General features: G+C 69.4%; 12 protein-coding genes. 1 reads left to right on the top strand and 11 read right to left on the bottom strand.

Annotated elements, in window-relative coordinates; all coding sequences use genetic code 11:
- Window position 1: 1 nt before the first annotated feature.
- The 8 genes from ABZ824_RS05460 to ABZ824_RS05425 all read right to left on the bottom strand — a co-directional run bounded on the left by ABZ824_RS05460 (window position 2) and on the right by ABZ824_RS05425 (window position 8,857).
- Entirely contained in the window at window positions 2-1,216 is a 1,215-nt protein-coding gene (locus ABZ824_RS05460) for a phosphoglycerate kinase (protein WP_356961782.1), read from the bottom strand.
- Between the two features lie 5 nt (window positions 1,217-1,221).
- Window positions 1,222-2,241: a type I glyceraldehyde-3-phosphate dehydrogenase gene (gene gap / locus ABZ824_RS05455; protein WP_040867484.1), complete on the bottom strand. Its 1,020-nt coding sequence runs from the start codon at window positions 2,239-2,241 to the stop codon at window positions 1,222-1,224.
- Between the two features lie 199 nt (window positions 2,242-2,440).
- Window positions 2,441-3,424, bottom strand: coding sequence for a DNA-binding protein WhiA (gene whiA, locus ABZ824_RS05450; protein WP_043693711.1), 984 nt, complete (start codon window positions 3,422-3,424; stop codon window positions 2,441-2,443).
- Entirely contained in the window at window positions 3,415-4,461 is a 1,047-nt protein-coding gene (yvcK, locus tag ABZ824_RS05445; protein ID WP_355070747.1) for a uridine diphosphate-N-acetylglucosamine-binding protein YvcK, read from the bottom strand. Before yvcK ends, whiA begins: the two co-directional genes overlap by 10 nt.
- A complete protein-coding gene (rapZ, locus tag ABZ824_RS05440) occupies window positions 4,458-5,438 on the bottom strand; it encodes an RNase adapter RapZ (protein WP_355070745.1) in 981 nt (326 codons plus the stop codon). The genes yvcK and rapZ overlap by 4 nt, the downstream gene beginning before the upstream one ends.
- A 111-nt stretch (window positions 5,439-5,549) precedes the next feature.
- On the bottom strand, window positions 5,550-7,559 hold the full coding sequence (uvrC, locus tag ABZ824_RS05435; RefSeq protein ID WP_356961781.1) for an excinuclease ABC subunit UvrC: 2,010 nt from the start codon (window positions 7,557-7,559) through the stop codon (window positions 5,550-5,552).
- A 57-nt stretch (window positions 7,560-7,616) separates the two neighbouring features.
- A complete protein-coding gene (locus ABZ824_RS05430; RefSeq protein ID WP_356961779.1) occupies window positions 7,617-8,042 on the bottom strand; it encodes a hypothetical protein in 426 nt (141 codons plus the stop codon).
- Between the two features lie 125 nt (window positions 8,043-8,167).
- The gene (locus ABZ824_RS05425; RefSeq protein WP_356961777.1) at window positions 8,168-8,857 is read right to left on the bottom strand and encodes an HAD-IA family hydrolase; all 690 of its coding nucleotides are present in this window, start codon (window positions 8,855-8,857) and stop codon (window positions 8,168-8,170) included.
- A 213-nt stretch (window positions 8,858-9,070) separates the two neighbouring features.
- Between ABZ824_RS05425 and ABZ824_RS05420 the strand changes: the two genes are divergently transcribed.
- Window positions 9,071-10,963 (top strand): gamma-glutamyltransferase family protein, encoded by a 1,893-nt coding sequence (locus tag ABZ824_RS05420; protein WP_356962462.1) that lies wholly within the window; start codon window positions 9,071-9,073, stop codon window positions 10,961-10,963.
- Between the two features lie 89 nt (window positions 10,964-11,052).
- Here the strand turns inward: ABZ824_RS05420 and ABZ824_RS05415 are convergent, their stop codons facing one another.
- The 3 genes from ABZ824_RS05415 to ribH all read right to left on the bottom strand — a co-directional run bounded on the left by ABZ824_RS05415 (window position 11,053) and on the right by ribH (window position 12,628).
- Window positions 11,053-11,592 carry a GNAT family N-acetyltransferase gene (locus ABZ824_RS05415; protein ID WP_356961776.1) on the bottom strand — a complete coding sequence of 180 codons (540 nt, stop codon included), beginning with the start codon at window positions 11,590-11,592 and terminating at the stop codon, window positions 11,053-11,055.
- Window positions 11,593-11,654: 62 nt separating this feature from the next.
- Window positions 11,655-12,146, bottom strand: coding sequence for a PH domain-containing protein (locus ABZ824_RS05410; protein WP_356961775.1), 492 nt, complete (start codon window positions 12,144-12,146; stop codon window positions 11,655-11,657).
- A gap of 2 nt (window positions 12,147-12,148) precedes the next feature.
- Complete coding sequence (gene ribH, locus ABZ824_RS05405; protein ID WP_356961774.1) at window positions 12,149-12,628, bottom strand: 6,7-dimethyl-8-ribityllumazine synthase; 480 nt, start codon at window positions 12,626-12,628, stop codon at window positions 12,149-12,151.
- Window positions 12,629-12,643: the final 15 nt, after the last annotated feature.

The following is a 12,643-nucleotide window of genomic DNA, read 5'->3' as shown; positions in this document are numbered from 1 at the left end:
CTCAGCCCTCCAACACCGCGATACCGGGCAGCTCTTTGCCCTCCAGGTACTCCAGCGACGCGCCGCCACCGGTGGAGATGTGCGAGAAGCCGTCCTCGGGCAGGCCGAGCGCCCGCACGGCCGCGGCCGAGTCGCCGCCGCCGACCACGGTGAACGCGCCCTTGCCGGTGGCCGTCACGATCGCCTCGGCCACCCCGCGGGTGCCCGCGGCGAACTTCTCGAACTCGAACACGCCCATCGGCCCGTTCCAGAACACGGTCCGCGCCTCGGTCAGCAGCGCCGAGAAGCGGTCAACCGAATCCGGGCCGATGTCCAGGCCCAGCCAGCCGTCCGGGATCTCGTGCGCGGGCACGACCTTCGTCTCCGCGTCCGCGGCGAACTTATCGGCCACCACGATGTCGCGCGGCAGGTGGATGACGTCGGCGTACTGCTCGAGCAGCCGCTTGCAGGTGTCGACCATCTCTTGCTGCAACAGCGAGGCGCCTACCGAAAGGCCCTGTGCGGCAAGGAAGGTAAAGCACATGCCGCCGCCGATCACCAGCGTGTCGACCTTCGGCGCGAGCGCTTCGATGACCGCCAGTTTGTCGGAGACCTTGGACCCGCCGAGCACGACCGCGTACGGCCGGTCCGGCGTCTCGGTCAGCTTGGCCAGTACCTCGACCTCGGCCGCGACCAGCTTGCCCGCGTAGTGCGGCAGCGACTGCGCGACGTCGTACACCGACGCCTGCTTGCGGTGCACCACACCGAACCCGTCGGAGACGAACGCGCCGTCGTCGCCGACCAGCTCGACCAGCGCCGCGGCCAGCTTGGCCCGGTCGGCGTCGTCCTTGCTGGTCTCGCGCGGGTCGAAGCGGATGTTCTCCAGCAGCAGCACGTCGCCGTCGGTGAGGCCCTCGGACCGCGCGAGCGCGTCCTGGCCCACCACGTCACCGGCGAGCTGCACGTTGCGGCCCAGCTCCTCGGCGAGCCTGGCGGCCACCGGCGCCAGCGAAAGCTTCGGGTCCGGTCCGCCCTTCGGCCTGCCGAGGTGCGCGGTCACGACGACTTTGGCGCCCGCTTCGGCGAGCGCCTTGATGGTCGGCGCCGAGGCGATGATGCGGCCCGGGTCGGTGATCTGTCCCTGGTCGTCGAGGGGCACGTTCAGATCGGAGCGCACCAGTACGCCCCGGCCCTCGACACCCTCGTCGAGCAGATCCGCGAGTGTCTTGACAGCCATGCGCGTCAGAGCGACTTGCCGACGAGGCCGATGAGATCGGCGAGACGGTTGGAGTAGCCCCACTCGTTGTCGTACCAGGACACGACCTTGACCTGGTTGTCGATCACCTTGGTGAGCGGCGCGTCGTAGATCGAGGAGGCCGGGTCGGTGACGATGTCGCTGGAGACGATCGGGTCGGTGTTGTACTTCAGGATGCCCTTCAGCGGGCCCTCGGCGGCGGCCTTGTAGGCGGCGTTGATCTCCTCGATCGAGGCCGACTTGCGCAGGGTGGCGGTCAGGTCGGTGACCGAGCCCGTCGGCACCGGGACGCGCAGCGCGTAGCCGTCCAGCTTGCCCTGCAGCTCGGGCAGCACCAGGCCGATGGCCTTGGCGGCGCCGGTGCCGGTGGGCACGATGTTCAGCGCGGCGGCGCGGGCGCGGCGCAGGTCGCTGTGCGGGCCGTCCTGCAGGTTCTGGTCCTGGGTGTAGGCGTGGATGGTGGTCATCAGGCCGTGCTCGATGCCGAACTCGTCGTTGAGCACCTTGGCCAGCGGGCCGAGGCAGTTGGTGGTGCACGAGGCGTTGGAGATGATGTTCTGGCTGCCGTCGTACTTGTCGTCGTTGACACCCATGACGATGGTGATGTCCTCGCCCTTGGCCGGCGCGGAGATGATCACCTTCTTGGCGCCCGCGGCCAGGTGGCCCTTGGCCTTGGTGGCATCGGTGAAGATGCCGGTGGACTCGACGACCACGTCGACGCCCAGGTCACCCCAGGGCAGCGCGGCGGGGCCCTCCTTGATGGCCAGCGCCTTGATCCGCTGGTCGCCCACCACGATGGTGTCGTCGCCGTCGAGCGAGACGTCCTGGGGCAGACGGCCCAGGATCGAGTCGTACTTGAGCAGGGTCGCGAGGGTCGCGTTGTCGGTGAGGTCGTTGACCGCGACGATCTCGATGTCGGTGGTGCCGAGCGCCTTCTGCGCCTCCACCGCCCGGAAGAAGTTACGTCCGATACGACCGAAGCCGTTGATGCCTACACGGACAGTCACGTTATCGCTCCTCAACTTTCCAGCGGATCATTCCGATGTCCACTCACACTAACGTCCTGCCGTGACCTCTCCGACACGCACCTGGCTTTCGTGAGCGCGGGGTTGCCTGGTCAGACGCCCGACCAGGACGAGTTCCGGCCGCCGGAAACGCCGCGATCCCCGCGCCGGGGGCGGCGCGGGGATCGCGGGAAACGTGAGCTCAGGCTTCGTCGAGCAGTTCGGCCGTGACGGCCGATTCGGTGTCCGGTACGCCCAGTTCCTTGGCCCGCCGGTCGGCCATCGACAGCAGCCGCCGGATGCGGCCCGCGACAGCGTCTTTCGTCATCGGCGGATCGGCGAGCTGGCCGAGTTCCTCCAGCGAGGCCTGCCGGTGCTGCACTCGCAACCGGCCTGCGGCGGCCAGATGATCGGGCACGTCGTCGCTGAGGATCTCCAGCGCGCGTTCCACCCGCGCCGCCGCGGCGACCGCGGCGCGCGCCGAGCGGCGCAGGTTGGCGTCGTCGAAGTTGGCCAGCCGATTCGCGGTCGCGCGCACCTCGCGGCGCAGCCTGCGCTCCTCCCACACCATCCTGGTGCCGTGCGCGCCCATCCTGGTCAGCAGCGCGCCGATCGCCTCACCGTCGCGCACCACCACGCGATCGGTGCCGCGTACCTCCCGCGCCTTGGCCGTGATGCCGAGCCGCCGGGCCGCGCCGACCAGCGCCAGCGCCGCCTCGGGGCCGGGGCAGCTGACCTCGAGGGCCGAGGAACGTCCGGGCTCGGTGAGCGAGCCGTGGGCGAGAAACGCACCGCGCCAAGCGGCTTCGGCGTCGGCGATGCTGCCGCCGACCACCTGCGCGGGCAGGCCGCGCACCGGACGGCCGCGGACATCGAGCAGACCGGTCTGCCGGGCCAGCGCCTCGCCCTCCTTCGACACCCGCACCACGTACCGGGAGGTCTTGCGCAGTCCACCCGCGCCGAGCACGTGCACGTCGGAGCCATAGCCGTAGAGCTCGAAGATCTCCCGGCGCAGCCTGCGCGCGATGGACCCCATGTCCACCTCGGCCTCGACGATCACCCGGCCGCCGACGATGTGCAGGCCACCCGCGAAACGCAGCAGAGCGGACAGTTCCGCCTTGCGGGAACTCACCTGCGACACCGTGAGCCTGCTCAGCTCGTCTTTCACATCGGCTGTCATCGCCACGGGACGCGCTCCTTTCCACCCAACCCGGAACGCACATCCTGACCCATGTGCCGTCCCTCGACTCGAAGCCCTGCCATTTGCGGCCGAGGTTGCCGGATCAGTTGATCCAGTGCGGCGGCAAGCTTTCCGGGGTGATGCCGGTCCGTTCCCGCTTCGGCGACATCGGAGAAGGTTACTCGTGCCCGCAACTGTTCGGCAGCCCTGGCCACATGTTCCCGCTCGCGGCCCTCCGGCACGCAGCCGGAATCGACCAGCACCTCATCGACGACGAATTCCGGTGCGTGCTGGGACAATACATGCAAATGCCGCTCCGCGGAGAACCCCGCGGTCTCCCCCGGCTCCGCGGCGAGATTGAGCACCAGCACTTTCCGCGCCCTGGTGTACACCAGGGCCTCCCGTAGCTCGGGGACGAGGACGTGCGGAATCACGCTGGTGAACCACGATCCCGGGCCCAGCACCACGACATCGGCGTGTTCGATCGCCGAGGTCGCCTCCGGACCGGCCGGTGGATCGGACGGAATCAGCCGCACCCGCCGCACCTTACCCGGCGTGGTGGCGATGGCAACTTGGCCGCGAATGCACCGGCTCACCCGCGGATCGGCCTCCAGCCCGGATACATCCGCCTCGATGTCCAGCGCGATCGGCGACATGGGCAGCACCCGGCCGGTGATGCGCAACATGCGGGCGACTTCGTCCAGGGCGGCCACCGGATCGCCGAGCACCTCGGTGAGCCCGGCCAGGATCAGGTTGCCCACGGAGTGCCCGGCCAGCGCGCCGGTTCCGCCGAACCGATGCTGCACGGTCCGCGTCCAGACGCCGTCGGCGTCCGCGGCCAAGGCGGCCAGCGCCATCCGGAGATCGCCCGGCGGCAGCACCCCAAGCTCGGCGCGTAGTCGCCCCGAGGAGCCGCCGTCGTCGGCGACGGTGACCACCGCGCAGATCTTCCTGGTCAGCCGCCGCACCGCGGTCAGTGTCGCGTACAGGCCGTGTCCGCCACCCAGCGCCACGATGCTGGGATTCGATTCCCAACCGGTCATTCTCGCCCCAGATCTCGATGCACGACCCGGACCACGTCGGCGGACTCCTCCGCGCCGCCGGTGACCTCGCTCATCAACTCGCCCAGTGCCTCGGCAATCGCGACGCTCCGATGCTTGCCTCCGGTGCAGCCCACTGCGACCGTCATGTATCGCTTCCCCTCTTGGCGGTAACCGTTCGTGGTCAGCTCGACCAGGTGGTGGCAGGTACGCAGGTAATCCTCCGCACCGGGACGCGACAGCACGTACTCGCTGACCACCGTCTCCTGACCGGTATGTTCCCGCAACTCCGGTATCCAATGCGGATTGGGTAGAAAACGGACATCTAACACCATGTCGGCGTCCAGCGGAACTCCGTACTTGAAGCCGAACGACTGCACGGTGAGCTGCAACGCGGAGGGCGCGCCGCCGCCGTAGGCCTCCTCCATCTTGCGGTGCAGCTGATGGATGGACAGCTCGGTGGTGTCGATCACCAGGTCGGCGGCGGCCTTCACGGCGGACAGCCGCACCCGTTCGGCGGCGATGCCTGCCGACAGCGTGCCGTCCTTGCTCTCGCTCTGCAGCGGATGCCTCCGCCGCGCGAAACCGAAACGGCGGATCAGCACGTCATCGGATGCCTCGAGGAAGAGGACCCTGGTGCGCACGCCGAGCGTCCGCAACTGCTCGGTGACCACCGACAGATCGCCGGTGAAGAACCGGCTGCGCACGTCCATGACGAGCGCGAGTCGGCGGATCGGCGGCTTGGCGGAAGCGCCCAGCTCCACCATCCGCCCGAACAGCTCTGGGGGCAGGTTGTCGGCCACGTACCAGCCGAGGTCCTCGAGCACGCGGGCGGCGGTGCCTCGGCCCGCGCCAGAGAGCCCGGTCACGATCACGACCTCGACCTGCGGGTTCGCCCCGCCGACGGCGCTGGACGAGGCCACTCGTCCCGCGCTCGTCGGCGGGTTGCCCGCACTGCTGTTCGATTCGACGCGTGTCATGTCCTACCGGATCCGTCCCTGGGGTGCCTTCCGATCATCGCGCACCGGTTTCGGTATCGGCCGCAGACACAACGTACGCGAAACCGAAACTTCCGGTGCACTGTCGACTGACTATTCGGACTCGAGCGCCGCAAGGACCGCTTTCGCGGTCGCCAACCCGATGCCGGGCACCTCGGTGATCTCCTCGACCGTGGCCTGCTTCAGCTTGGCCACCGATCCGAAATGGGTGACCAGCGCGGTCCGGCGCGCCGTTCCGAGCCCCGGCACCGAGTCCAGGGCCGAGGCGGTCATCCGGCGGGAGCGTTTGCTGCGATGGAACGTGATGGCGAAGCGGTGCGCCTCGTCGCGGACCCGTTGCAGCAGATACAGCGCCTCGCTCGTGCGCGGCAGGATCACCGGGTCGCTCTCGCCGGGCACCCACACCTCCTCGAGCCGTTTCGCCAGGCCGACCACCGCGACATCGGTGATGCCCAGCTCGTCGAGCACCTCGGCCGCCGCGGCGACCTGGGGCGCGCCGCCGTCGACGACGAACAGGTTGGGCGGATAGGAGAACTTGCGCGGGCGTCCGGTGCTGGGATCGATGCCGGGACGGGAGGTGAGGTCCAGCGCGTCGTCGTCGCTTCCGGTCGCGGCGAGGTCCTCGTGCTCCATCATGTCGCGCTCGCGACGCAACTTGAGGAACCGGCGGCGGGTCACCTCGGCGATGCTGCCGACGTCGTCGGAGCGGCCTTCGCCCGCCGCCTCCCGGATCGTGTAGTGGCGGTACTCCGACTTGCGGGCCAGACCGTCCTCGAAGACCACGAGCGAGGCGACCACATCGGTCCCCTGCACGTGGCTGACGTCGACGCACTCGATGCGCAGCGGCGCGGTATCCAGCTCGAGGGCGTCCTGGATCTCTTGCAGCGCTTGCGATCTCGACGTCAGATCGCCCGCTCGCTTCAGCTTGTGCTGGGCCAGCGCCTCCATCGCGTTGCGCTGCACGGTCTCGGCCAGCGCCTTCTTGTCCCCGCGCTGGGGCACGCGCAGCTTCACCGCCGAACCGCGCAGGTCCGACAACCACTGCTGGATCTGCTCGACGTCGGCGGGCAACTCGGGCACGAGTACTTCCCGGGGCACCACGGCGGCGGGCTGCTCGTCGGCCGCCTGCTCGGCCGCCGCGACCTGCTCGCCGTAGAACTGGGTGAGGAACTGCTCGACCAGCGCGGCGAGTTCCCCGCCCGCCTCCGGGACGTCGACCGCGTCGCCCGACTTGTCGACCACCCAGCCGCGCTGGCCGCGCACTCGGCCGTCGCGCACATGGAAGACCTGCACCGCCACTTCCAGTTCGTCGGTGGCGAAGGCGATGACGTCGGCGTCGGTGCCCGTGCCGAGCACCACCGCCTGCTTCTCCAGCGCGCGGCGCAGCGCCTGGACGTCATCACGCAGCCGGGAGGCGGTCTCGAAGTCCAGGTCTTCGGCGGCCGCGTGCATGCGGCGCTCCAGCTCCCGGACCAAGCGATCGGTGCGGCCTGCGAGGAAGTCGCAGAAGTCGTCGACGATCGCGCGGTGTTCTTCGGCGCTCACCCGCCCGACGCACGGGGCCGAGCATTTGTCGATGTAGCCGAGCAGGCAGGGACGCCCGATCTGACTATGCCGCCGGAAGACTCCGTTGGAGCAGGTGCGCGCGGGAAACACTCGCAGCAGCAGATCGAGCGTCTCGCGGATGGCCCAAGCGTGCGCGAAGGGGCCGAAATAGCGGACGCCTTTGCGGCGCGCGCCGCGGTAGACGAACAACCGCGGATATTCCTCGTTCAAGGTGACGGCGAGTACCGGGTAGGACTTGTCGTCGCGGTAGCGGACGTTGAAGCGCGGATCGAACTCCTTGATCCAGTTGTATTCCAGCTGCAGCGCCTCCACCTCGGTGGAGACGACCGTCCACTCGACGCTCGCGGCCGTGGTGACCATCTGCCTTGTGCGTGGATGCAGCCCGGCGACGTCGGCGAAATACGAGTTCAGCCTGCTGCGCAGGCTCTTGGCCTTGCCGACGTAGATGACCTGCCGATGGGCGTCCCGGAATTTGTAGACACCGGGTTCGACGGGGATCGTGCCCGGCGCGGGCCGGTACGTCGCTGGATCTGCCACCCATCCAGCGTATAGACCGGGGCCGACAGCCCGGCCGACGGCGGCTCCCGGCTGCGGTCATGGCACGGGGACGCCGAACCAGCCCTTGGCTTCCGGACGGCACAGCAGGTGCACGACGGCCACCGAGGTAGCCACCGAGTACCCCGCGGCGACGACGCCGACGACGGGCGGGACGCTCGCGAGGTCCCTGATCGCCCAGCACCCGACGACTGCCTGCAGGAGCGCCAGCGCGATCGTCAGCTTGCGGACGGCCGGCGCGCCCTCGGCGAATCCGAGCACGAGCAGCCCCAGCGCCCACGCGACGCAGAACTGGGTGGATGCCGTGGCGGCCGCGTCGCCGCCGCGCGTCAGATTCATCAGCACGGGATAGGCGAGTCCGAATCCCGCCATCCCGGCGACGGCTTCCCGCACGTCCCGAACCGCCTCCGGCATGGCCGTTTCCACGCCGACGGAGGGCTCCTCACCGGAGAACGCCAAGCTCACAGCCGTACCTCCGTTGGTACCGAACCTTCCGGCGCACCTTCGAACACGCCGGAATCGCACCGTAACACGGTGACATCCCGCACAACTCGGACTTCGGCAAATGAACCCGGCGGGATCCGGGCGGGTTACTCCACGAGACCGTGCCGCCGCAGCGCGGCCAGCAGCGCGTCCGGGCGCTCGGTGGTGGGCAGGGCCTCGACCAGAGCGAAGCGGCTGCCCAGCGCCTCGGCGCCGCCGTCGGCCTCGGCGCTGTCGCCGATCATCAGCGCGGCCTCGGCGGCCACACCCAGTTCGCCCAAGGCGGAACGGAAGATCTCCGGATCGGGCTTCATGACACCGACCTCGTAGGAGAGGGTGAACGCGCCGACCAGCCGATCCCAGCCGCGCGCCGCGAACGACGGACGGATGTCGAACGGGATATTGCTCACCACCGCGACCGGAACGCCCTGCGCCGCAAGCAGATCGAGGACGGCTTCGCTGTCGGGGTACGGCGTCCACTCCAGCGGGTCCAGCAGCCGGGCGTACAGTCGTTCGGCGTCCTCGTCGGTGGGCACTCCCGATGTGCGCAGCACCTTCATCATCACCTTGCGATGCAGCGCGGGGTCCAGGTCGCGATGGTCCCAGGCGTACTGCGTCTCGTCGTCGAATTCGATGACGTGGTGGACCGGCGCCGTCATCCGCCGCATGATCTCGGCCTTCTCGTCCACGTCGAACGCCTGCCCGTCCGGCCGCGTCAGGTCCGCGTACCAGGATTCGTCGGCCTCCAGGCGGAACAAGGTCCCGGAGAAGTCGAACAGCACCGCCTCGATCGCCACTCGGCCCAGCCTACCGGTCGAGCATGGCGCACCGCCGGTGCGCGCGGCGACCAGCCATACCGTCTCGACCTCGACACACGCTGCGGCCAGGGGGATTTCGCCGGTGGGAAGGAAACCGGCGCGACTGTCGGTACCGAGCGTTAGAGTCCCGGCATGGGGCGCAAGCGAGGAACTTGGGTCGCCGCGGCGGCGGCGTTCGCACTAACCGTCGGCATGGCCACCGCCTGCTCGTCCGGCGAGAGCCAGGCGGGCGGCGTCTGCGAGACGGTGCCGAACGGCACACCGGTGTCGGCCACCGCGGCGGGGCCCGCGGGCAGCGGCACCAAGGATCTCAGCACCAACCCGGAGATAGCGACCGGCTATCGCGCGAACATGACGCCGGTGCGTACACATACCTTCGCGGTGTCCACGGCGAACCCGCTGTCGACCAAAGCCGCATGTGAGGTGCTGCGCGACGGTGGCACCGCGGCCGACGCGCTGATCGCGGCGCAGACGGTGCTCGGCCTGGTCGAGCCGCAGGCGTCCGGCATCGGCGGCGGTGCGTTCCTGGTCTACTACGACGCGAACACCAAGTCCGTGGACGCCTACGACGGCCGCGAGGTGGCGCCCGCCGCGGCCACCGAGAACTATCTGCGCTGGATCAGCGACATCGATCGCACCGAACCCAAGCCGAACACGCGGGCCAGCGGCCGCTCCATCGGCGTGCCCGGCGTACTTCGGATGCTCGAACTGGCGCACCACGACCACGGCAAGACCGCGTGGCGCGAACTGTTCGACCCCGCCATCGGACTGGCAGATCAGGGCTTCCCGATCAGTCCCCGCCTCGCGGGACAGATCGCGGAGTCGGCCAAGGACCTGGCCGCGGACGAAGACGCCAAGGCGTATTTCCTCAACCCGGACGGTAGCCCGAAGGCCGCCGACACCGTCCTGACCAACCCCGCAATGGCCAAGACGCTCGGCGCCGTCGCCACCGAGGGCGCGCAGGCCTTCTACACCGGCGCCATCGCCCAGGACATCGTCGCGGCCGCGGGCCGGGCCTCCGGCGGGCGCACTCCCGGCCTGATCGCCACCCAGGACTTGGCCGGTTACCAGGCGAAGAAGCGCACCGCGCTGTGCACGAGCTACCGCGAGCGCGAACTCTGCGGCATGCCGAGTCCCTCATCGGGCGGCATCACCGTCGCCGCGACCTTGGGCATCCTGGAGAACTTCGACCTGGCCGCCCTGCGTCCGGACAGCATCGACCGCAACGGCGGCAAGCCCAACGCCCAGGCCGTGCACTTGATCACCGAGGCCGAACGGCTCGCCTACGCCGATCGCAACAAGTACGTGGCCGACACGGATTTCGTGCCGCTGCCGGGCAATTCGGCGCAAACCTTGCTGAATCGCGACTATCTGCGACAGCGTGCCGGGCTGATCGATCCGAACCGCAGCATGGGTACCGCGCAGCCGGGTGACTTCGGCCCCGTGCCGCTCGGCGTCGGCCCGCAACCGCCCGAGCACGGCACCAGCCACATCTCGGTGGTCGACAAGTACGGCAACGCCGCGGCGATGACCACCACCGTGGAGTCGGCGTTCGGTTCGTTCCACCTGGTCGACGGCTTCGTGCTGAACAATCAGCTCACCGACTTCAACGCCGACCCGCTCGGCGCCGACGGCGTGCCGATGGCCAACCGGGTCCAGCCGGGCAAGCGCCCGCGCAGCTCCATGAGCCCGACGCTGATCTTCGGCAAGGCGCCCGACGGCTCGCGCGGCGAACTCACGCATGTCGCGGGCTCGCCCGGCGGTTCGGTGATCATCCAGTTCGTGGTGAAAACGCTGGTCAACATGTTCGACTGGGGCCTGGATCCGCAGCAGGCGGTCTCCGCGGTCGCGTTCGGCGCCGGCAACAGTCCGTCCACCGGTATCGGCGGTGAGCATCCGGCGATCAACGCCACCGACAACGGCGACCACGACCCGCTGGTGCTGCGGTTGCGCCAACTGGGCCATCAGGTCTCGGTGGCGCCCCAGTCCAGCGGCCTCAGCGCCCTGAAACGCAACGGCTCCGACGGCTGGATCGGCGGCGCGGATCCGCGACGAGAAGGCGCGGTCCTCGGCGATACGCATTGATCGAACCAGCGGGCTCGGTCGCGACCGGCCGTCCGCGTCCCGGCTGTGGCACATCGAGTGATCGGCGTGCCCGCCGGGGCGCACTGCGGCTATTTACTCCGGACCATGGGATACACGATCGGACCTCGGCCGATCGGCAGCTCACCTTGCCGCACGAAACCGAATCGCTCGTAGAAGGGCACCGTGCCGCTGGTGTTCGAGATGAGGAAACAGTCCTCCTCGGCCGCCGCCAACCGGCGCTCGAGCAGCGCGGTCGCCAGTCCCCGGCCCTGCGCGCGGGGCAACGTCCCGATGGCGGCCAGATACAGATGCGGTGCCGTCGGTCGCGCATGCTCCATGTGCCGCCCGGCGGACAGCGCCCGAGCGGCGCTCGACCCCAAGGCGCGCAGCAAGGTCAACGGCTTCGCCGTCGGTGACACCACGTGCGCCGGTTCCCACAGCGCCACACAGGCGAGGTTGCCCTCCGCGTCGTGCGCGAGGTCGACCAGACCGTTCTCCCGGCGCGACGCGATGCGCGAATCCCAGAACGGCGGCAACGCTTTCCGCCGCCGTGACGCTCCCGGCCAGAAGTAGGTCATCAGTGGATCGTCGGCGAAAGCCGCCGCGAGGACGAACGCACCTGGCTCCATGGCGGCGAGGTTAGATCAGCACGCGGGGCCGCGCGAGCCGGATGGCCGCACACCGCACCCGATCACTTCCTCCCGGAATACTTCGCGCCCAATTCCCGCAACCGAGCCATCGCCCGCGCCGCGTGCTCCTTGTCGTTCGAGCGGATCGCCAGCAGCGGGACGTAGTCGTCGTCGACCAACTCCAGGCGCGCCCAGGACTTCCGATCCGGGAACGACACGCCTCGGATGTAGTCCCAGGGAAAATCTCTGTCGCCCAGAATATTTCGCACCGACACGCCCCGCGCGCCGACCCGCACCCGTGGCCTGGTCAGCAACAGCACGGCCGCGGCGCCGAGCACACCGATCCCGATCATCGCGAGCTGATCGGCCACCCGGAAGTTGACGCCGGTAGACCCGGTGCGCAGCCAGATACCACCCACGGTGAACGCGGCCGCCACCAGCACCGCCGCGATCCAGGCCGTCCGCACCGCGCGCCGGGGCCGCACCTCGAAATCCCACTCCGACGTATCGTCGGCCGGGCCCACGTTCCTGCGAAAGATGCGAACGACCGGCATCGCTACGCGGACTGTCGCAGAGCGCGCAGTGTCAGCGCGGCGTCCAGCGCCGCGGCGGCCGCCTGCTCGCCCTTGTTCTCTTGGGACTCCGGCAGCCCGGCCCGATCCAGGGCCTGCCGCTCGTTGTTGGTGGTGAGCACTCCGTTCGCGACCGGCGTGCCCTCGTCCAGCGAAACCCGGGTGAGCCCCGCGGTCACCGCGTCGCAGACGTACTCGAAATGCGGGGTGTCACCGCGGATCACCACACCGAGCGCCACCACCGCGTCATGCGACTTGGCCAGCTCCTGGGCCACCACGGGCAGCTCCATCGCGCCCGCGCAGCGCACCACCGTGATCTGCCGGACGCCCGCGTCCTTGGCCACCCGCTCTGCGTTCGCCAGCAAGGTGTCGCAGATCTGGGTGTGCCAGCGCGAGGCGACGATGCCCAAGGAGAGGTCCTTGGCGTCCGCCAGCGCGAAAGTCGGTACCCCGGTACCGCTCATCGATGTCCGCCTTTC

The sequence above is a fragment of the Nocardia sp. NPDC047038 genome (assembly GCF_040644075.1).
Taxonomy (GTDB): domain Bacteria; phylum Actinomycetota; class Actinomycetes; order Mycobacteriales; family Mycobacteriaceae; genus Nocardia; species Nocardia sichangensis.
Note: the sequence above shows the minus strand (reverse complement) of the source record. Positions and strands in the feature narration are given on the sequence as shown.